This is a genomic window from Chryseobacterium sp. 2P (assembly GCF_059579425.1).
Window position 1 is genome coordinate 4,679,498 of sequence record NZ_CM184194.1, and the last position, 18,600, is coordinate 4,698,097.

The window sequence follows — 18,600 nt, forward strand, 5'->3', positions numbered from 1 at the left end:
AACCCGAAACAAAAATGCTTCGGGATTATTATTTAGATAAGATTTATTTTAGGAAATAACTCCGCTTCCGATCAGCTCTTCGCCGATGTACCACGATGCAAACTGCCCTTCTGCAATGGCAGACTGCGGTTCTTCGAATTCCACATAGAATGCTTCTTCAAACTGATATAAAGTTGCTTTCTGCAATGGCTGTCTGTATCTGAATCTTGCCATTACTTCCATCGATTCTCCGTTTTTCAGTCTTAGATCTTCACGAACCCAGTGCAGTTCAGAATTGTCAATTTTTAAGGCTTTTTTTAGCAGTCCCGGAAACTGGTGTCCTTCTCCCACGAAAAGAATATTGTTTTCCATGTCTCTGGAAATGATAAAACAGCTTTCTTTGTGTCCGCCGATTCCTAACCCTTTGCTTTGTCCGATTGTGAAAAACTGAGCTCCCTGATGTTTTCCTATGACTTTACCGTCTGTCTTTTTGTAATTGATTTTTCGGCTGAGGTATTCCAATTCTTCCTGTTTTGACGAAAATTCAGGTATTTCTTCAGCAAAGAGGGGAGAATCTTTGAAAATTTCCACGATTTCACCTTCTTTCGGAACCAATTGCTGCTGTAAGAATTGCGGTAAACTTACTTTTCCGATAAAACACAATCCCTGAGAATCTTTTTTGTCTGCCGTTACCAAGCCGATTTCTTTGGCAATTTCCCTAACCTGAGGTTTTGTAAGTTCCCCAATCGGAAATAATGCTTTAGAAAGCTGATCCTGACTTAGCTGACATAAGAAGTAGGACTGGTCTTTATTGTTATCTTTTCCGGCAAGTAAATGGAAAATTTCCTGTCCGTTTTCATCGATCGTTGAATCTACTCTTGCGTAATGTCCGGTTGCGACTTTATCTGCGCCCAGAGACATTGCCGTTTTCATAAAAACATCGAATTTCACTTCTCTGTTGCACAGAACATCAGGATTCGGGGTTCTTCCTTTCTGATATTCGTCGAACATATAATCTACGATTCTTTCCTTGTACAGATCGCTCATATCGATCACCTGAAACGGAATTCCAAGTTTTTGAGCCACCATTAAAGCATCATTGCTGTCCTCGATCCACGGACATTCATCTTCCAGCGTTACCGAAGCATCGTTCCAGTTTCTCATAAACAAAGCCACGACTTCATGACCTTGCTGTTGCAGCAGATATGCTGTAACACTGGAATCCACACCTCCGGATAATCCTACAACTACTTTCATGTTATTTCAATTTTACGAAACTCTTAACGGGAGTTCTTAGTTTGACGCTGCAAAAATACAATTAAAAAGATTCGTAAAAAAGTGATAATTTTAGACATCGATAAAAACAATTTAAATATGAAAAAACTGATTATTTCTTTATGTGTTTCATGTTCAGGGTTATTTTTTTCTCAGGTTGCTGTAAATGCTTCTCCTGAAAGCAACAATCGCTGGACTTTCGGAGGCGGAATCGGATTTGGTTTCGGAAGCAACAATTACTTTACTCTTTCAGCGGCTCCAAGAGTGGGTTACCGACTTACTGACGATCTTGAAGGCGGAGTATTGGGAAGTATTTCGTGGCAGAAATCAATTGCTTACAGTTCTACGATGTTCGGAGTAGGTCCTTTTCTGAATTATTATATCGCAAGAACCTTTTTTGTAAGTGCCAATTATCAGCATTATTTTATCAATTATAAAGATAAGTTCTATGATTTTAAAGCCAATGCGGATGAAGATGCCCTTTATCTTGGAGGAGGTTATATGCAGAGAATCGGGAATAATTCTTATCTACAGTTAGGTTTGATGTATAATGTTTTATGGAAAGAAAATTCGAGTATTTTCTCCAGTGGTTTGGTTCCGAATATCGGATTTGTGGTGGGACTTTAGGAATAAATTTTTTCCAGAAGATCAACCAGACCTAGACCGTCTTTCAGTAGAATAGCATTGTTTTTTTCTCCTCGCAAAGATTTGAAGATCTCCAGATACATTTCTTTAAGGTTTTCTTCATTGGAAGTAGATGGAATCTCAAATTTATCCGGACAATCTGCAATATGCTGGAAAGTAATTTCATTGAAATATTGCCCTGATATTTTAAGAGTGCCTTTTTCTGCGATAATATTGAGCGAAGTCTCCTGATTTTTTTCAAAAACAGAAGTGGTGAAATTGACGGAAACTTTTGTTCCTGTTTTACCCTGAAGAACAAGCAGGGCAGTATCTTCAATTTCTGAGATATTAAAGTTTCTAAAAGAGGTTAAATCTTTGAAAAGAACAGTGAAATCGTCTTTAAAAGCATAACACAAAAGATCCAGAAGGTGCGAAAATTGAGTATATAAGATGCCGCCGTCCATGTTTTTTTTTCCCTTCCATGAATCTTTAATGTAATATTGCTCACCTCTGTTCCAAAAAGCGTTAAGCTGAATATTATATATCTTTCCTAGCTTTTTAGACTCTACAATTTCGCTTAGGAATAAAGTTACGGGTGAAAATCTGTTCTGCATCACCAGAAAAACATGGCTGTTATTTTGATGTGCAGCTTCTCGAAGAGCGGATGCCTTATCCATATTAAAAACAAACGGCTTTTCAATAAGTACGTTATATCCGTTTTCTAATAATGTTTTTGCATGCTGAAAATGCAGATGGTTTGGTGTCGCCACTACAACCAGATCTGTATGTAATTTTTCTTCCAGAAAATGCTCCAGAGAATGAAAGTGTGTTTTGGAGTGAGATTCTGCATGCGAATCTATTTCTGCATTAATCTGGATGTTGGGAATCTGCTCAAGAACCGCCTTATGCTTTTTTCCCATAAATCCTGTTCCTAATATAGAAATATTCATATTCTTCAATTGAGTTGTAAAAATAGTAAAAACTTAAGATTTACAAATGCTAAGAGTATGTTTAAATAAATTAAAAAAAAGCATCAGGAACTTTCCCGATGCTTTTTTATTATGATTAAATTATTTGCTTACGATTGAGAAGACTTTTCTGCGGCAGATTTTTTTGGCTTAGAGCTTTTTCCTGCCAAACCATCTTTTGCTTCATTCAGATCAAGAACTACCGTTTCTCCTTCTGTCAATTGTTTGTTTACCAGCATTTCTGCCAATAAATCTTCAATATATTTCTGGATCGCACGTTTTAATGGTCTTGCTCCAAAATCTTTATCCCATCCTTTTTCAGAAATAAAGTCTTTTGCTTCTTCAGTCAATTCTACTTTATATCCTAATTTTTCTAATCTTGAATACAATTTGTTTAGTTCAAGATCAATGATTTTCTTGATATCTTCTTTTTCAAGAGAATTAAAGATCACGATATCATCAATTCTGTTCAGGAATTCAGGCGAGAACGCTTTTTTAAGTGCATTTTCAATTGTACTTCTTGCTCTGGAATCCGTTGTTGATTTTTTCGCAGAAGTTCCAAATCCGACTCCATCACCGAAATCTTTAAGATCTCTGGTTCCAATATTGGAAGTGAGAATAATGATCGTATTTCTGAAATCGATCTTTCTTCCTAAACTGTCGGTTACGTGTCCTTCATCTAAGATCTGCAACAGGATATTGAATACATCCGGATGCGCTTTTTCAATCTCATCCAAAAGAACTACAGCATAAGGTTTTCTTCTTACCGCTTCGGTTAACTGTCCGCCTTCCTCATATCCTACGTATCCCGGAGGCGCACCCACCAATCTTGAAACGGCAAATTTCTCCATGTATTCACTCATATCGATTCTGATTAAAGATTCATCAGATTCGAAGAGTTCTCTTGCCATTACTTTAGCCAACTCGGTTTTACCAACTCCGGTTGTTCCTAAGAAGATAAAGGTTCCGATTGGACGGTTTGGATCTTTAAGACCGGCTCTGTTTCTTTGAATTGCTTTCACAACCTTTTTCACCGCGTCTTCCTGACCAATAACTTTTCCGTTCAGGTTTCCATCCATTCCGGCAAGTTTATCAAGCTCGTTTTTACCAACTTTCGTTACAGGAACACCGCTCATCATAGAAACCACTTCTGCTACATTCTCTTCTGTTACGGTTTCTTTTTTCTCTTTTACATCTTTGTCCCATTTATCCTGAGCAGAATTCAGTTCCATCTGAAGCCTTTCTTCTTCGTCTTTCAGTTTTCTTGCTTCCAGATAATCCTGCGCTTTTACTGCTTTTTGTTTTAATTCCTTAATTTCTTCGATTTTCTTTTCAAAATCTATAATTTCTGTAGGAACTTTCATGTTTTTAATATACACTCGAGATCCAGCTTCGTCCATCGCATCAATCGCTTTGTCCGGTAGGAAACGGTCTGTGATATATCTTGATGTAAGATTTACACACGCAGCAATTGCTTCAGGTGTATAAATTACATTATGATGCTCTTCGTATTTATCTTTGATCTGGTTTAAAATCTGAACGGTTTCATCAATAGAAGTAGGTTCCACCATTACTTTCTGAAATCTTCTTTCTAATGCGCCATCTTTTTCAATATACTGACGGTATTCATCAAGCGTTGTCGCTCCGATGCACTGAATTTCACCTCTCGCCAAAGCCGGTTTGAACATATTGGAAGCATCTAAGCTTCCTGTTGAACTACCTGCACCTACAATGGTGTGAAGCTCATCAATGAATAAGATAACATCTCTGTTTTTCTCCAGCTCCGTCATGATTGCCTTCATTCTCTCTTCAAACTGACCACGGTATTTTGTTCCCGCAACTAAACTTGCAAGGTCTAAAGTGATCACGCGTTTTCCGTACAGAACTCTGGAAACTTTTTTCTGCTGAATTCTTAAAGCCAGACCTTCCGCGATGGCAGATTTTCCAACTCCCGGTTCACCGATCAGTAAAGGATTATTTTTCTTTCTTCTTGAAAGAATCTGAGAAACTCTCTCAATTTCTTTTTCACGACCGATAACAGGATCCAGCTTTCCGTCTCTCGCCAGAGAAGTTAAATCTCTGCCGAAGTTATCCAAAGTAGGCGTTTTGCTTTTTGCAGAACCTAAGTTTCCTGTAGGCTTTCTCATCTGCTCAAAGTCCTCTCTTTCGTCATCGTCGTCGTAAGCACTCATCTGTGGTGCCTGTCCGGAATTTTTTAACATAGTCTGATATTCTTTTGAAACTCCTTCGTAATCAATATCATAAGCTCCTAATATTGTAGAAGTAGGGTCCTCATATTTATAAAGAATGCCTAAAAGCAGATGAACGGTATTAATTTCATTGCTTTTGTATTGTCTGCATTCAAGCTCAGCACGTTTAATGGCATGATCTGCCATTTTCGTGAAAGAAATATTGGTAACCTCCTCAGAAATAGGATTAAGACTTGCTGTATTTAAAGTTTCAATTTTTCTTCTGATTTGTGTAAGATCCGCATTAAGGTTTTGAAGGATTTCTTTTGCAGAGTTTTCTGTTTTTATAATACCTAAAAGTAGATGTTCTGTATTAAGAAATTCACTCTTGAGCCTTTTCGCTTCGCTCTTGCTTTGTTTGAACACCTGGCTCAAACCTTGTGAAAACTTATAATCCATAATATATCTCATTAGAATAAAAGCAACATTGCCATTTATTCATTATCTAAATTACAAATATTTTACCAAAAAGCAATAAATGACTTTATGGCAGAAAAAATTTTATTATCTTATTGAAAATGATTAAGTTTGTCCTCCCGAAATTTTTATTCATGAATTCTGATTTTGCTAGCTATATAGGATATTCTGCATCTGTTTTTATTGTATTGAGTTTCATCTTGAAAGATGTAAGAAAAATCAGGCTCGTAAATATGTTCGGCTGTATATGTTTTGTCATTTACGGAATATTTAGCGGGATGCTCTGGCCGGTAATTATTCCGAATGGACTTATCTGTTTTATTCAGATGTATTATCTAATATTTGGTAAGAAAAATTAATGAAGAAGAAAATAATAACCTCGGCATTCAGCAATCTTTATACGGATCAGAGAATAGAGAAAGTATGCAAAACCCTTTTCGACAGCGGGTATAATATAGAACTTATAGGGAATGACTGGGGAGGAAACGAAAAAATGGAGCGCCCGTATCCGTTTGAAAGAATAAAAATAAAATCTAAGACTTTAAAAACGGCATATTTTGAGTTTAACTGGAAGCTTTATAAGGAATTAAAGAAAAAAGCTGACAAAAATACAATTCTTCATGCCAATGATATAGATGCGCTTCTGCCAAATTATCTTATTTCAAAAAAATTAAATATTCCTTTGGTTTTTGATAGTCATGAAATTTTTACGGAAATGCCTGCAATACAGAATAAGCTTTCACAAAAGGTTTGGAGGGTATTGGAAAAAAGCATTGTGCCCAAAATTAAATTCATGATGACAGAGAGTGAAAGCTATGCCGAATGGTTTAAGGAAAAATATAAAGTAAATCCTGTTGTTGTAAGAAATATTCCAAGAGAAATTATTTCTACTCCCGAAATTCCGGAAAATAATCCTAAAATAATTCTTTATCAGGGAGCGGTTAACCAATCCCGCGGAATTGATAAGGTAATCGTTGCTATGCATTCTATTGAGAATGCTGTTCTCAAAATTGCCGGAGATGGTCCTAAAAAAAAGGAGTATGAAAATCTTGTCATAAAGGAAAAGCTTCAGGATAAAGTTGTGTTTCTTGGAAAGCTAAAGCCGGAAAATCTTAGAGAAGTAACAAAAACAGCAGATACAGGATTCAGTCTGGAAGAAAATAATGGGGTGAGTTATTACTATTCTCTTCCCAATAAAGTCTGCGATTATATACAATCCAGAGTACCGTTGGTGATGATCAATTTCCCTGAAATGCTTCGTATAAAAAAGCAGTTTGATATAGGTGAAGTTGTTACAGATCATGATCCGGAGAAAATAGCTGCGGCTTTGAATAAAGTTCTTGAAAGGGGACGCCTAAACTATAAAACTGAGCTTGAAAAAGCGGCAAAGGTATTTTGTTGGGAAAACGAGGAAACCAAAATCTTACAGCTTTTTGAAAAAGCTTCTCTTTAGATAACTCTACTAAGTTTGTCATCCTACAAGGATCTAAGCTTGATTCTTTTGAGACGGTTTATTCATATTATTTATGTTTTTTCAGAAAGACAAATTTAGCTATGTCAAATATTTGATATTGATGACTTTAATTTTAGCCCCGATTGCCGCGACATCCTTTTTTGCATGGGAAAAGAACGGACAAAAAAGATACAGCAGAAAGCGGGAAGAGCTCCAAATAAATGAAGCATATTTTAAATTTGGCTATCTTTGCAGAAAGAAATCGGTTTACAATGACTATTAAAGAAAAACAGCAGGAAATCATCGACGAATTTGCTTTTCTTGAAGACTGGGAGCAGAAATACGAATATATTATCGATCTTGGAAAAGAGCTGAAAGGTCTTTCTGATGACAAGAAAACAGAAGAAAATCTGATCAAGGGCTGTCAGAGTAAAGTCTGGATTGATGCCGAATTTAAGGATGGAAAGCTGTTTTTTGAGGCAGATTCGGACGGGATTTTGCCGAAAGGTATTGTTTCGCTTCTGGTAAGCATTTACAGCGGTCATTCTACACAGGAAATTCTGGATTCTGATTTTGAGTTTATTTCTGAAATTGGCTTGCAGGAGTTTCTTTCTCCTTCCAGAGCCAATGGTTTAATGGCTATGACGAAGCAGATTAAATTTTACGCAGTCGCATATCAGCTGAAGTCTTAATCTGTGACACGAATTTTAGCATACCGTTTTTCTGCTTTTGGAGATGTTGCGATGACAGCTCCCGTCTTCCGTGAGTTTTTAGAGCAAAATCCGGATGTGGAAATTGTAATGGTTTCCCGAAAGAATTTTGAAGCTTTATTTGCTGATATTCCGAATGTTATATTCAAAGGAGTGAATCTTGATGACTATAAAGGAATATTCGGATTGAGACGTCTTGCCAATGAATTGATTAAAGAGTTTCATCCGGATCTTATTGCTAATCTCCATGATGTAATCCGCACGAAGATTCTGGATAAAATTTACAGAAGAAAAGGACTTAAAGTATTCAAAATCAATAAAGGCAAAGAAGAAAAAGAAGACCTTACGAATGTATGGAATTTAAATAAAGTTCAGCTTAAGAAAACCGTAGAACGTTATGCGGATGTTTTTCGGGAAATGGGCTTTAAAGTTGAACTTTCTCATAAATTGAGACCTATCTCTATTGAAAAATCTGGAATTGGATTTGCGCCCTTTGCTCAGCATCGCGGAAAAATGCTTCCGCTTGAAAAATCTTTTGAGTTGGCTAAAATTTTAGCACAAAAACAGACAGTATATTTTTTCGGAGGAGGAAAATCTGAAACCGAAACGCTGGAGCAGTGGGAGAGAGAAATCCCGAATACCTTCAGTTTAGCCGGAAAGTTGAGCCTTGAAGAGGAATTGCATAAAATTTCTCAGTTAGAATTGATGGTTTCCATGGATTCTGCAAACATGCACCTCGCTAGTCTTATGGGTACAAGATGCGTTTCCGTTTGGGGACAAACTCATCCTTTTGCAGGTTTTTTAGGTTTCGGACAAAGGGAAGAAGATGTGGTTCAGGTGAAAGACCTTACCTGCAGACCTTGTTCTGTTTTTGGGGATAAAGAATGCTATCGCGGAGACTGGGCTTGTCTTGAGGAGTTACATGTGCAGAAAATAGTGGAAAAGATTTTATAAATAGGGCCTTCCGATTCTGTGGAGGCTTTTTTTAATCAGTCTTACACAGAAGATATAAAAACAAAAAAGTCTCCCTTAAAAAAGAGAGATTTCTGTGGGTCCTGAGGGATTCGAACCCCCGACCCTCTGGGTGTAAACCAGATGCTCTGAACCAACTGAGCTAAGAACCCGAATTTTTTTGAAAGGTTTCGTTTCCTTTTCTGTGGGTCCTGAGGGATTCGAACCCCCGACCCTCTGGGTGTAAACCAGATGCTCTGAACCAACTGAGCTAAGAACCCTCTTTATCGTTGTTTCCTCGATTAGAGTGGTGCAAATATACGACTTATTTAGAAATCTCCAAATTTTTTTCTAAAAATTCTCCCACTACAAAATTGCTTCCGCCGATAAAAATCATTTCTTCATTTGTACATTCCTCTTTTGCAGAAAGATACGCCTGTTGTACAGAATCGAAAATTTTGTAAAAAATTTTCGCATCAACCAGTAAATTTTCATAATCTTCAGGGTGTCTTCCGCGATGGATGGCTGGTTTTGCAAAATAAAACTGAGAATTGTCAGGTAAAATTTTCATGACGTCGTCTATTTTTTTGTCATTCACGAAGCCTAAAATAATATGTTTGCGCTTATCGATGGAATTTAATTGTGAAAAAACATATTCCAGACCTGCCTGATTGTGTCCTGTGTCGCAAATCGTCAATGGATTTTCTGAAAACTGGAACCATCGACCGATAAATCCTGTGTTTTGGTGAACATGAAGAAGTCCTTTTTCAATATTTTCATCGGAAATGGTGTAATTTAATTTTCTTAATTCATCAATTAAACATAAAACGACCTTAATGTTTTTCTCTTGATAATTTCCTTTTAAATCAGATTTTAAACCTGTTCTTAGCAGGGAAGCATCAACAAAAGTCGCATTTTCTTCATCAGCTTTATTTTTAATAATATTTTTTACGGCTTCGTTTTCATCTCCGGAAATAACAGGAACTCCCGCTTTTACGATTCCTGCTTTTTCTCCTGCAATTTCTTCAATGGTATCTCCTAAAATATTCTGATGATCCAGCTGTACATTTGTAATGGCTGAAACCAATGGCTTAATGATATTGGTAGAATCCAGTCTGCCTCCTAAACCGACTTCTATAATCGCAAAATCTACATTTTGCTGATAAAAATATTCGAAAGCCATGATCGTGGTAAATTCGAAAAAGGAAGGACGAATATTGTCAGGAAGATTTTTCAGTTTCCGGATGAAATTAAATACAAATTCCTTGTCGCAGTTTTTTCCGTTCACTTTAATTCGCTCTGTAAAATCAATGAGATGGGGAGAATTATACAGACCTATTTTATATCCCGATTGCTGCAGAACAGAAGCAAGCATATTACTGGAAGAACCCTTGCCGTTCGTTCCGCCAATGTGAATGCATTTTATTTTTTCCTGAGGATTTCCAAAAAAATCGCAAAGTTTTATAATATTGTCCAATCCCGGCTTGTAAGCTTTCTGCCCGTCTGTCTGATAATTAGGAGCCTGAACGAAAAGCCATTCTACCGCTTCCTGATACTGTTCGTTTGTCATGATACAAAATTCTCAAAAGTTTTTTAAAAAGAAATATTAAAACTGTAACTTTTTTATATTTACTTCGTCTAATAGGGAAAAATATATAGAGTATGAAAAAGGTTTTGACTATTATTTTGGGATTATCTTGTCTGGCTGTAAATGCCCAGAAAAAATGGTCTTTGAGAGAATGTGTGGATTATGCAACCAAACATAATCTTCAGGTGATCCAAAATGAATATTCGAAACAGTCTCAGGATCTGAATCTGAAAATTGCAAAGAAGAATTATCTTCCTTCTGTTTCCGGTTCTGTGGGGAACACGGTGAGTTTCGGGCAGACTTCTTTTGGTACGGGAAGTTTAAGAAACGACAGATTCAGTAACAGTGCAAATCTGGGAGCAGATATTTTGGTATACAATAACGGCAGACTTGAAAAAAACATCAGAAAAACAGAATTTGATGTTGAAGCCAGCCAATATGATATTGAAACCATTAAAAACGATATTTCTCTTCAGATTGCACAGCAGTATTTAACAACATTATTGAATAAAGAAATTGTAAAGATTTCTCAGGCAGCTGTTGAAAACGCTCAGAAGCAATACGACAGATCAAAAATTACCACGGAGATCGGAACAACGGCACAAACGGTTTTAGCGGAAGCAGAAGCTGGACTGGCAAGAGAAAAACAAAACCTGAAAACTGCCGAAATTAATGTGGGAAGAAGTTTATTTGCTTTAGCACAGCTTTTACAGCTTCAGGAATATAAAGATTTCGATGTAGAAGATGTAAATGTTTCAGATCAACTGGCTCCTCAGCTAAAATCAGTAGATGAGGTTTTAACGACAGCTTACGAAACGCAACCACAGGTAAAAGCTGCAGAAAGCAGAATAAAAGCCGCAGAAGCGCAGACAGAAGTTTCTAAAACCGCTTTTTGGCCAACTGTTACGGCAAGTGCAGGAATAGGATCTTTCTACAATAACCTTTTAAATACAGATAATGTAGGTTCCGCTCTTTTCTATGTGAAAGAGCAGGGATTCTTTTCTCAATATAAAGATAATTTCGGACAGCAGGCAGCCCTTTCTGTTAATATCCCGATCTTCAATAAAGGAATTACAAAACTTCAGGTAGAACAGTCTAAACTGAATGAAAGTCTGGCTAAAGTAACTTTGGAACAGCAGAAACAGACCGTAAGACAGAATGTTCAGAAAGCACAGTTCGATGTGGACGCGAATTATGAAATCTATCTGTCATCACTTCAGGCTGAAAAAAGTACTAAACTTGCGCTGGAATTTGCAGATAAAAGTTATGCAGCGGGAAGATCCACGATTTATGACGTGAATGTTGCAAGAAACAATTACGCCAATGCACAGGGTTCCGTAGCGCAGGCAAAATATAATTATGTTTTCAGCCTTAAATTGTTGAATTTCTATGCAGGAATTCCATTAAGTTTGTAACATGTCTATTCAGTCATTAGAAAAATATTTACCGCAAAATACCCTTCAATATTTAAAGATATGGTTTGCAGACTATTATATTCATATAAAAGTCACACGCAACAGGAATTCCAAACTGGGAGATTATCGTAAACTTCCGGATCAATCTCATGAGATTACCATTAATTCCACATTGGTTCCACAATTGTTTTTTTTTGTATTGACCCATGAATTAGCGCATCTTATTGCTTTTGAAAAATATGGCAGAAGAATTTCTCCACACGGAAACGAATGGAAACACACGTTCAGGCAGATGCTTTTGCAGAGTCTTGAAGTATATGAAGAAGATTTAAGACCCGTCATTGTTAAATTTTCGAAATCTCCGAAAGCCAATTTCATGGCAAGTCCGGAGCTGGTAAAATATTTTCATGCTGAAAAACAGGATGATACGCTTGTGTTTATTGAAACGCTTCAAAAAGGGGATTTCTTTATCTACCGAAATGAAAAATACCTTTTAGAAGGTCTAATTAAAAAAAACTATCTTTGTAAGAACTTGGCTACAGGAAGAAAGTATTCTTTCAAGCCTTTGGCGAGAGTAGAAAAATACACATAAGAATGTCAAAATCAAACAGATATTGCGTCATTATGGCAGGTGGAATCGGAAGCAGATTCTGGCCTATGAGCACGCAGAAATTTCCGAAACAGTTTCAGGATATTTTAGGAGTGGGACGCACCATGATTCAGCAGACCTATGACAGGATCAGCAGAATTATTCCTAATGAAAATATATTTGTTATAACGAATAAAGAGTATGTAGAGCTTTCGCATCAGCAATTGCCGGAAATTCCGCAGGAAAATATTGTGGGTGAACCTCTGCTCAAAAATACGGCTCCGTGTAATCTTTACATGGCGAATAAAATTGCAGAAGCAGATCCGGAGGCAACCATGATTGTGCTACCTGCAGATCATTTAATTTTAAAAGAAGAAACTTTTCTGAAAAAAGCAGAACTGGCTTTTGAAATTGCTGCAAAAAACGAATATCTCGTTACGTTAGGAATTACCCCTACAAGACCTGATACGGGATATGGATACATTCAGTTTGTTGATAAGCACGATTCCGATTATTATAAAGTAAAAACCTTTACGGAAAAACCGATTCTTGAGATTGCCAAAAGTTTTCTGGAAAGCGGCGATTTCCTTTGGAATGCAGGGATTTTTATCTGGAGCGTAAAAAGTATTCATCATGCTTTTGAAATGTATCTTCCGGAAATGACACAGCATTTTATGGCTTGCGAATATAATGCAGACAGTGAAAAAAGCTGTATTGAGCTGATTTATCCTAAAGTCCAGAAAATATCCATTGATAACGGAATTTTAGAAAAAGCACAGAATGTTTATGTAATTCCGGCAGATTTAGGCTGGAGCGATCTGGGAACATGGACCTCCGTTTATGAAAATGCAGATAAAGACGAGAATCTGAATGCAGTAACCTCTAAACTGCCGATTCTTACCTACAATGCGAAAGGAAATGTAATCCGTATGAAGAATAACAATAAAGCAGTGGTTATCGACGGACTGGAAAATTACATCATTGTAGATACCGATAAAGCTCTTTTAATCTGTCCGAGAGATCACGATCAGCTGATAAAAGATTATGTTTTAGACCTTAAAAATCTTAAGAAGGGGGACAAATTCATGTAAAATAATTCCTTTTTTTTCTCGTTCTGTAATTATGATAAAATTGATAAGAAAATTCTGGGTATTCGGTTTTTTGTTTTTGGGAATATTTTCTTACGCGCAGGAAAAGAAGCATTTTTCGAACGTTTCCAGTATTTTACAAAACATCATTCCGAATGTAAAAGCGACTTCCTGGCTTTTGATTCACAAAAGTTATGGCAAAGATCAAATCCTTAAACAGTCCGGAGCGCTAATTGATTACGTTTCCCCAGCGTCAGGATTTAATATAGGAATTGCAGAAGAGGATGAATTTTACTACATTGTTTATGTTTCGGGAGGAAAAACAGAATACGTTACCACTCTCGAAGGGCTTAAAAACTTTGTGGGAAAACCCGATGATATTCAGGATGCTGCCATTTCTGCAGCAACAGATGGTTATATTATTGATGAGGAATTCAGAGATATTGCGGCGAATTATTACGAAGATAAATCCAATTATTATCTGAATTTAGGAAAACTCACTTCTACAGAATGTCCGTATCAGAAAAAACACTTTACTTTAACCATCAGTAAATCAACAGGAGCGGTTACGGAGGCTAAAGATAACGGTTCGTACATTGAGCTTTATAATAAAAAATGCACCAATAACCCGAGATTGCTGAAGATCGAGAAAAAAGAAGAACCCAAAGATGAGCCTAAAAAGAAACCCACAAGATCTACCAAACGGAAATAATTTTTACGAAACAGAACGTCTGATTCTTCGTCCGATGGCTTTGGAAGATGCGGAATTTATTCTGGATCTTTACAACCGTCCGAAATTCATTCAGTTCATCGGGGATCGTAATCTGAAAACCATTTCCGATGCGGAAGATTATATCAGAAACCGCTTTCTTCCTCAGATGGCAAGATTAGGCTATGGAAATTATTTAATGCTTACCAAAGAGGAAAATCATAAAATCGGAGGGGTTGGAATTTTCGAAAGGGAAGGATTGGATGTTGTAGACATCGGCTTTTCGCTTTTAGATGAGTTTGAAGGAAAAGGGTACGCTTATGAAGCGGCTTTAAAGATAAAATCTGTCGGAATGGATGATTTCGGATTGAAAAAGATTTCTGCCATTACCACAAAAGACAACTTTTCTTCTCAGAAATTAATTGAAAAACTGGGGTTAAAATTCCAAAAATTCGTCACCATTCCCAACGATCCGGAGGAATTAATGTATTACGAAACAGAATAGGATAGTTTACGGTAATGTACTGAAAAATAGTTGGTGAAATTCAGGATATATTTTAATAAATTATGGATGTTAATCCGAAGAGGACAAAAGCACTGGTGGAGATCAACTTTTCAGCAATAGGATTAATGTTCAAAACGATAGTTTTAAGGTGAGGTTTCCCTCACCTTTTCGTTTATTATCGGATGAACCTTATGGCTAAAAAAACTCTATTTTTCGTTAGAAAAATAAATATACCATTTGATGAAATTGATTCGGTTTTTCAATGTGAGACCTCTGTGCAGGTCGAGATGATTTTTTAAATGGCTGAAATATCCCTCAATACCATTGGTTGTTTTAGGAATATTGGGATTTTCCAGATAATGAAACATATTGGGCAATGCCCGTTTTATAGTAAAATACGATCGTCTGAGAAGCTTGTGGGTATACCAGTATCTTTCGGTTTCAAGATTAATTGTTTTTTCATTAATATAATCCTGATGTCTCAAATACCAGTCGTTGAGTTCATTTTTCCACCAGATTTTATCGTTTTGTGTTTTAATTTTCAGTAATAATAAAACGTGTTTTCGAAGTTCCTGACCGGCAATGTGTTTAGGAAACTTTGTGAGCCAGATCAGGCACATTCTCTGAATATGAACCAGACATCTCTGAGTAATGATGTCTCCATCAGATTTATTTATGGCTTTCAAAACGCTTTTATGTCCATCTGTAGTAATGCTTTCCAGCTTTACGCCCAGCCGTAAAAGATTGTTTAAATCTTCCCTGATTTCTTCATAATGTTCTCCATCGGTAAAACGGATAAGCTGTGTATATCCATCAAAATCATCCTGATAAGCAATTAAACAGAACTGAGCAAAATAAGTTGCATCCATTCTTAAATTCACCTTTTCCCGTTTGATGATCTTTAAGGTAGGAGACTGCTCTAAAATGGTATAAAATGTTTTCTGCAAAGTATCTTTCGAATAACCGCTGTCTCTGCAAAGCGTTTTGTAGGTCTGCCTTTCCAATACCCATTTTTTGAACCAGATAAAACGATTTTTAATTCTCTGCTCCGTTCTGTTTTGAGTAAATAAAATCCCGCAATTTTTACATTTAAATCTTTGCTTTCCCCCTTGTTTTCCCCAACGAATTACCTCCAGGCTTGAACAAGACCAACAACGTTTTTTTGCCATTTTTCAGACAAAGAAAAAGTTTTATGAAACACGTTTCATAAAACTTCCTCCAAGCAGCCTAACAATGAGGTTTTGATAGGATTCTACCAACTATTTTTCAGTATTATGCCGTTTTTACTTTAATTTAATCGCAAAAGCCACAAAAAAGATTCAACAGTTTTTAAAGATCTCTGATTTTTATTCTTTTGAGCCTTTTGCGATTAAATTAAAGATATTATTTAAAAACTATTTCAAAATCTGTGCAGCGTGATCTTTCGTTTTTACCTTATCGATAACTTCTGTACAGATTCCGTTTTCATCAAAAACAAAAGTGGTTCTTACAATTCCCATAAATTCTTTTCCCATGAATTTTTTCAGCTGCCAAACCCCAAATTTTTCAATAATATCACGCGTTTCATCGGCAATGATATCAAAAGGAAATTCAAATTTCTCACTGAATTTTTTCTGATTTTTTACAGGATCTGCACTTACCCCCAACAATTCAAATCCCTGTTTCTTCAGTTCAGAATAATTGTCTCTCAAATTACATGCTTCAGCAGTACATCCCGGCGTGTTTGCTTTCGGATAGAAAAAAACAACAAGTTTTTTACCGATCAGATTTTCAGAATGTACCGTTTCACCATCCTGATTTGTTCCTTCAAATTGAGGTAATTTATCTCCGACTTTCAACATAATGATTTATTTTTGTTCAAATTTAATGCTTCCATGACAAAAAAGCAAAGAGCTGAACTCGTACAGACTGAATTAGAAAAATTATATCCTGAAGTTCCCATTCCGTTGGATCATACCGATCCTTATACTTTAATGGTTGCTGTTGCACTTTCTGCACAGACAACCGATAAAAAGGTGAATCAGGTAACGCCTGAGCTTTTCGCGGTGGCAGGAACCCCACAAAGAATGGCAAAGCTGGAGGAATGTCAGATTAAAGAATTAATCAAAGAAATAGGACTCGCCAACACCAAAGCCAAAAACCTTAAAAGAATGGCAGAACTGCTGCTGGAAAGACACAATGGAGTAGTGCCGCAAACCTACGAAGAACTGGAAGCCCTTCCCGGAGTTGGTCATAAAACCGCATCCGTTGTGATGAGTCAGGGTTTCGGATTTCCAGCTTTTCCGGTAGATACCCATATCCACAGATTAATGACGCAGTGGAAACTGACTTCCGGAAAAAACGTAGTAGAAACCGAAAAAGACGCCAAAAAACTCTGGAAAGAAGAAGTCTGGAATAAACTTCATCTTCAGATTATTTTCTATGGAAGAGAATATTCTCCCGCACGCGGAAACGGAGCCAAAGATTTCATCACCAAAATGCTGTTCGAAAAATAAACAGTCTTTTCCGAAGCCTGAATTCCCCTCCTTTGGAGGGGTGGCGAAAATTCGGAAGAATTTTTGACGGGGTGGTTAAATAGATGAAGAAGCAAATCAATCCAGCAATCTCCGGTGATAATTAATCTGTCCCAGATGATAACTCAGATGCCCGAAAAGATGGATCAGGAAATATTCCGTCGTCATTCCATAGCCCAAAGGTTCAAGCGGATATTGCTTCTGGAGGTCTTCATCAGACAGCCTTTCAAGCGTAATCGTCACCGTTTCGATCGTCTTTTCAATCTGTTGAACTAATTCCGTTCTCGGAACATCTTTTAATGAAAATTCAAGCTCCCTGTTTCTTGCATACCCGGAATTTCCCAAAACAGCGCCCACAAAATGGCTGAGATTTCCCACAATATGTAATGTTAAATTCCCTGCAGAATTCGATATCTTCTCCTCTGTTTTCCAGAGGTTTGCTTCATCATGATAAGATTCAATCTCCTGTTTCAGTTTATTTAAATCCCTTAGGAATAGAGATGTTAGACTTACTGTCATAATTTTTCTTATTTAATTTTTGTTCTAAAATATCCTTTGAAATTTTTTGCAACTAATGAATCTATAGTCGTCTTATAGTCTATAAATCCATAAATGCTGTCATTTTTTTGAAACGGGTACTTATTAAGAACCAATTTCTGATAAACCGGATGAGAATTGATAAATTTAATTTCGCCTTTTAATGTTTTTGGGTCAATATCTTGAATTAAAAACTGATCATTAAAAATCTTTACCAAAACTCCGTTTCCAAAATATCCGTTATAATTATTAAGCCAGATATTGATGGTGTCTCCTTTGTATTCAGTTTTGCATTTATAATCTTCAAAACTGACTGATCTTGTATGATAGTACCCATCAGAAAAACTAGATATCTGTGAAATATAAGCGGTTCTTGTTGCACTTTCAACTTTTTCACTGTTAAATAATTTAAGCTCAGGATATTTTGAGAGAATTCTGAATGTATCGTTTTTACTTAAATTTTTATCAACAGTAATCTTTTCAGACTGTATAATTTTATTATTTTCAGATTTACAGCTTAAAAAACACAATCCCAAAACTGAAACTATTAAAAAAAGAAATGCTTTTATCATGTTTTGTTTTTAAAACATAAAACTAAACAAAAAGCCACAAAAATTAATTTGTGACTTCAGTTTTTTAATGAGGAATTTCTTCTGTTAGGATTTTGTTTCCACTTTTGTCATAATAAATGCAGGAGTACTTTTCGAGATCCACGATCCATTTTTCAATACCGGTTTCTGCACAATCTTCACAGAATTTCATATAATCCGTCTCTCCTTTCTGATGACTTTTAAGCTGCTGAATAAACTTTTCTTTATCCACAGTATTTTCAATCGTAAGATCAGTGTATTTTGGCTGGGATTTTGTGGCGTAATCATGTTCTCCAAAATATTCGGTATGGCTGTCTTTTACCCATGTTTCAAAAGATTTCACGCCTAATTCCTTAATTTCTTTGATGTAATTTGGAAAATCTGCTCCTGTTTTTACTTTGCTGTGAGCAGATTCAATTTGTTCTACTGTAAACATCTTT

General features: G+C 36.4%; 20 protein-coding genes and 2 tRNA genes. 11 read left to right on the forward strand and 11 right to left on the reverse strand.

All coding sequences use genetic code 11. The features are described from left to right. Nucleotides 1-48: 48 nt before the first annotated feature. The gene (mnmA, locus tag AC52CF_RS21465) at nt 49-1,236 is read right to left on the reverse strand and encodes a tRNA 2-thiouridine(34) synthase MnmA (RefSeq protein ID WP_496517664.1); all 1,188 of its coding nucleotides are present in this window, start codon (nt 1,234-1,236) and stop codon (nt 49-51) included. 117 nt (nt 1,237-1,353) lie between these two features. Here mnmA and AC52CF_RS21470 point away from each other — a divergent pair, with 117 nt between their 5' ends. Continuing rightward, complete coding sequence (locus tag AC52CF_RS21470) at nt 1,354-1,881, forward strand: hypothetical protein (protein ID WP_496517665.1); 528 nt, start codon at nt 1,354-1,356, stop codon at nt 1,879-1,881. Here the strand turns inward: AC52CF_RS21470 and AC52CF_RS21475 are convergent. Beyond that, nucleotides 1,878-2,828, reverse strand: a complete 951-nt coding sequence (locus tag AC52CF_RS21475) for a Gfo/Idh/MocA family protein (protein ID WP_496517666.1) — start codon at nt 2,826-2,828, stop codon at nt 1,878-1,880. The two genes, AC52CF_RS21470 and AC52CF_RS21475, sit on opposite strands and share 4 nt — an antisense overlap. 128 nt (nt 2,829-2,956) lie before the next feature. Further along, nucleotides 2,957-5,494 (reverse strand): ATP-dependent Clp protease ATP-binding subunit, encoded by a 2,538-nt coding sequence (locus tag AC52CF_RS21480; protein ID WP_214587758.1) that lies wholly within the window; start codon nt 5,492-5,494, stop codon nt 2,957-2,959. Nucleotides 5,495-5,646: 152 nt separating this feature from the next. Between AC52CF_RS21480 and AC52CF_RS21485 the strand changes: the two genes are divergently transcribed. The 4 genes from AC52CF_RS21485 (at nt 5,647) to AC52CF_RS21500 (ending at nt 8,629) form a co-directional block, all read left to right on the forward strand. Next, the gene (locus AC52CF_RS21485; RefSeq protein ID WP_235132165.1) at nt 5,647-5,871 is read left to right on the forward strand and encodes a uroporphyrinogen decarboxylase; all 225 of its coding nucleotides are present in this window, start codon (nt 5,647-5,649) and stop codon (nt 5,869-5,871) included. Continuing rightward, nucleotides 5,871-6,965: a glycosyltransferase gene (locus tag AC52CF_RS21490; RefSeq protein WP_214587757.1), complete on the forward strand. Its 1,095-nt coding sequence runs from the start codon at nt 5,871-5,873 to the stop codon at nt 6,963-6,965. The genes AC52CF_RS21485 and AC52CF_RS21490 overlap by 1 nt, the downstream gene beginning before the upstream one ends. 272 nt (nt 6,966-7,237) lie before the next feature. Next, nucleotides 7,238-7,657 (forward strand): SufE family protein, encoded by a 420-nt coding sequence (locus tag AC52CF_RS21495; RefSeq protein WP_087706747.1) that lies wholly within the window; start codon nt 7,238-7,240, stop codon nt 7,655-7,657. Between the two features lie 3 nt (nt 7,658-7,660). Continuing rightward, entirely contained in the window at nt 7,661-8,629 is a 969-nt protein-coding gene (locus AC52CF_RS21500) for a glycosyltransferase family 9 protein (RefSeq protein WP_250902067.1), read from the forward strand. Nucleotides 8,630-8,724: 95 nt separating this feature from the next. Here the strand turns inward: AC52CF_RS21500 and AC52CF_RS21505 are convergent. The 3 genes from AC52CF_RS21505 to AC52CF_RS21515 form a co-directional block, all read right to left on the reverse strand. Then, a tRNA-Val gene (locus tag AC52CF_RS21505) sits at nt 8,725-8,799 on the reverse strand. A 33-nt stretch (nt 8,800-8,832) separates the two neighbouring features. Beyond that, a tRNA-Val gene (locus AC52CF_RS21510) sits at nt 8,833-8,907 on the reverse strand. Between the two features lie 44 nt (nt 8,908-8,951). Then, nucleotides 8,952-10,196: a bifunctional folylpolyglutamate synthase/dihydrofolate synthase gene (locus tag AC52CF_RS21515; protein ID WP_375191202.1), complete on the reverse strand. Its 1,245-nt coding sequence runs from the start codon at nt 10,194-10,196 to the stop codon at nt 8,952-8,954. Nucleotides 10,197-10,288: 92 nt separating this feature from the next. Between AC52CF_RS21515 and AC52CF_RS21520 the strand changes: the two genes are divergently transcribed. From AC52CF_RS21520 to AC52CF_RS21540, 5 genes are read left to right on the forward strand one after another with little or no spacing between them, the layout of a single operon-like run. After that, a complete protein-coding gene (locus AC52CF_RS21520; RefSeq protein ID WP_375182195.1) occupies nt 10,289-11,629 on the forward strand; it encodes a TolC family protein in 1,341 nt (446 codons plus the stop codon). Nucleotide 11,630: 1 nt separating this feature from the next. Next, entirely contained in the window at nt 11,631-12,221 is a 591-nt protein-coding gene (locus AC52CF_RS21525) for a SprT-like domain-containing protein (RefSeq protein WP_214587741.1), read from the forward strand. A gap of 2 nt (nt 12,222-12,223) precedes the next feature. After that, nucleotides 12,224-13,309 (forward strand): mannose-1-phosphate guanylyltransferase, encoded by a 1,086-nt coding sequence (locus AC52CF_RS21530; protein WP_496517667.1) that lies wholly within the window; start codon nt 12,224-12,226, stop codon nt 13,307-13,309. Between the two features lie 31 nt (nt 13,310-13,340). Further along, a complete protein-coding gene (locus AC52CF_RS21535) occupies nt 13,341-14,018 on the forward strand; it encodes a hypothetical protein (protein WP_496517668.1) in 678 nt (225 codons plus the stop codon). Continuing rightward, nucleotides 13,975-14,520 carry a GNAT family N-acetyltransferase gene (locus tag AC52CF_RS21540; RefSeq protein WP_496517669.1) on the forward strand — a complete coding sequence of 182 codons (546 nt, stop codon included), beginning with the start codon at nt 13,975-13,977 and terminating at the stop codon, nt 14,518-14,520. Before AC52CF_RS21535 ends, AC52CF_RS21540 begins: the two co-directional genes overlap by 44 nt. 206 nt (nt 14,521-14,726) lie before the next feature. Here the strand turns inward: AC52CF_RS21540 and AC52CF_RS21545 are convergent, their stop codons facing one another. After that, nucleotides 14,727-15,689, reverse strand: a complete 963-nt coding sequence (locus tag AC52CF_RS21545) for an IS256 family transposase, variant Zn-binding type (protein ID WP_496517329.1) — start codon at nt 15,687-15,689, stop codon at nt 14,727-14,729. A 225-nt stretch (nt 15,690-15,914) separates the two neighbouring features. After that, nucleotides 15,915-16,361, reverse strand: a complete 447-nt coding sequence (gene bcp, locus AC52CF_RS21550; protein WP_214587738.1) for a thioredoxin-dependent thiol peroxidase — start codon at nt 16,359-16,361, stop codon at nt 15,915-15,917. Nucleotides 16,362-16,394: 33 nt separating this feature from the next. Between bcp and AC52CF_RS21555 the strand changes: the two genes are divergently transcribed. Further along, nucleotides 16,395-17,015, forward strand: a complete 621-nt coding sequence (locus tag AC52CF_RS21555; protein WP_214587737.1) for an endonuclease III domain-containing protein — start codon at nt 16,395-16,397, stop codon at nt 17,013-17,015. 96 nt (nt 17,016-17,111) lie between these two features. On the opposite strand, the gene AC52CF_RS21560 is transcribed toward AC52CF_RS21555, so the two are convergent. From AC52CF_RS21560 to AC52CF_RS21570, 3 genes are all read right to left on the reverse strand, one after another. Continuing rightward, the gene (locus AC52CF_RS21560) at nt 17,112-17,552 is read right to left on the reverse strand and encodes a DinB family protein (protein ID WP_375181481.1); all 441 of its coding nucleotides are present in this window, start codon (nt 17,550-17,552) and stop codon (nt 17,112-17,114) included. An 8-nt stretch (nt 17,553-17,560) separates the two neighbouring features. After that, a complete protein-coding gene (locus AC52CF_RS21565) occupies nt 17,561-18,142 on the reverse strand; it encodes a hypothetical protein (RefSeq protein WP_214587735.1) in 582 nt (193 codons plus the stop codon). Between the two features lie 64 nt (nt 18,143-18,206). Further along, nucleotides 18,207-18,596, reverse strand: a complete 390-nt coding sequence (locus AC52CF_RS21570; protein WP_214587734.1) for a DUF1398 domain-containing protein — start codon at nt 18,594-18,596, stop codon at nt 18,207-18,209. Between the last annotated feature and the right edge of the window lie 4 nt (nt 18,597-18,600).

What these genes read in the sequence shown, in the direction of transcription:
- mnmA (WP_496517664.1), bottom strand. Translation starts at nt 1,236, where the DNA reads ATGAAAGTAGTTGTAGGATTATCCGGAGGTGTGGATTCCAGTGTTACA.
- AC52CF_RS21470 (WP_496517665.1), top strand. Translation starts at nt 1,354, where the DNA reads ATGAAAAAACTGATTATTTCTTTATGTGTTTCATGTTCAGGGTTATTT.
- AC52CF_RS21475 (WP_496517666.1), bottom strand. Translation starts at nt 2,828, where the DNA reads ATGAATATTTCTATATTAGGAACAGGATTTATGGGAAAAAAGCATAAG.
- AC52CF_RS21480 (WP_214587758.1), bottom strand. Translation starts at nt 5,494, where the DNA reads ATGGATTATAAGTTTTCACAAGGTTTGAGCCAGGTGTTCAAACAAAGC.
- AC52CF_RS21485 (WP_235132165.1), top strand. Translation starts at nt 5,647, where the DNA reads ATGAATTCTGATTTTGCTAGCTATATAGGATATTCTGCATCTGTTTTT.
- AC52CF_RS21490 (WP_214587757.1), top strand. Translation starts at nt 5,871, where the DNA reads ATGAAGAAGAAAATAATAACCTCGGCATTCAGCAATCTTTATACGGAT.
- AC52CF_RS21495 (WP_087706747.1), top strand. Translation starts at nt 7,238, where the DNA reads ATGACTATTAAAGAAAAACAGCAGGAAATCATCGACGAATTTGCTTTT.
- AC52CF_RS21515 (WP_375191202.1), bottom strand. Translation starts at nt 10,196, where the DNA reads ATGACAAACGAACAGTATCAGGAAGCGGTAGAATGGCTTTTCGTTCAG.
- AC52CF_RS21520 (WP_375182195.1), top strand. Translation starts at nt 10,289, where the DNA reads ATGAAAAAGGTTTTGACTATTATTTTGGGATTATCTTGTCTGGCTGTA.
- AC52CF_RS21525 (WP_214587741.1), top strand. Translation starts at nt 11,631, where the DNA reads ATGTCTATTCAGTCATTAGAAAAATATTTACCGCAAAATACCCTTCAA.
- AC52CF_RS21530 (WP_496517667.1), top strand. Translation starts at nt 12,224, where the DNA reads ATGTCAAAATCAAACAGATATTGCGTCATTATGGCAGGTGGAATCGGA.
- AC52CF_RS21535 (WP_496517668.1), top strand. Translation starts at nt 13,341, where the DNA reads ATGATAAAATTGATAAGAAAATTCTGGGTATTCGGTTTTTTGTTTTTG.
- AC52CF_RS21540 (WP_496517669.1), top strand. Translation starts at nt 13,975, where the DNA reads ATGAGCCTAAAAAGAAACCCACAAGATCTACCAAACGGAAATAATTTT.
- AC52CF_RS21545 (WP_496517329.1), bottom strand. Translation starts at nt 15,689, where the DNA reads ATGGCAAAAAAACGTTGTTGGTCTTGTTCAAGCCTGGAGGTAATTCGT.
- bcp (WP_214587738.1), bottom strand. Translation starts at nt 16,361, where the DNA reads ATGTTGAAAGTCGGAGATAAATTACCTCAATTTGAAGGAACAAATCAG.
- AC52CF_RS21555 (WP_214587737.1), top strand. Translation starts at nt 16,395, where the DNA reads ATGACAAAAAAGCAAAGAGCTGAACTCGTACAGACTGAATTAGAAAAA.
- AC52CF_RS21560 (WP_375181481.1), bottom strand. Translation starts at nt 17,552, where the DNA reads ATGACAGTAAGTCTAACATCTCTATTCCTAAGGGATTTAAATAAACTG.
- AC52CF_RS21565 (WP_214587735.1), bottom strand. Translation starts at nt 18,142, where the DNA reads ATGATAAAAGCATTTCTTTTTTTAATAGTTTCAGTTTTGGGATTGTGT.
- AC52CF_RS21570 (WP_214587734.1), bottom strand. Translation starts at nt 18,596, where the DNA reads ATGTTTACAGTAGAACAAATTGAATCTGCTCACAGCAAAGTAAAAACA.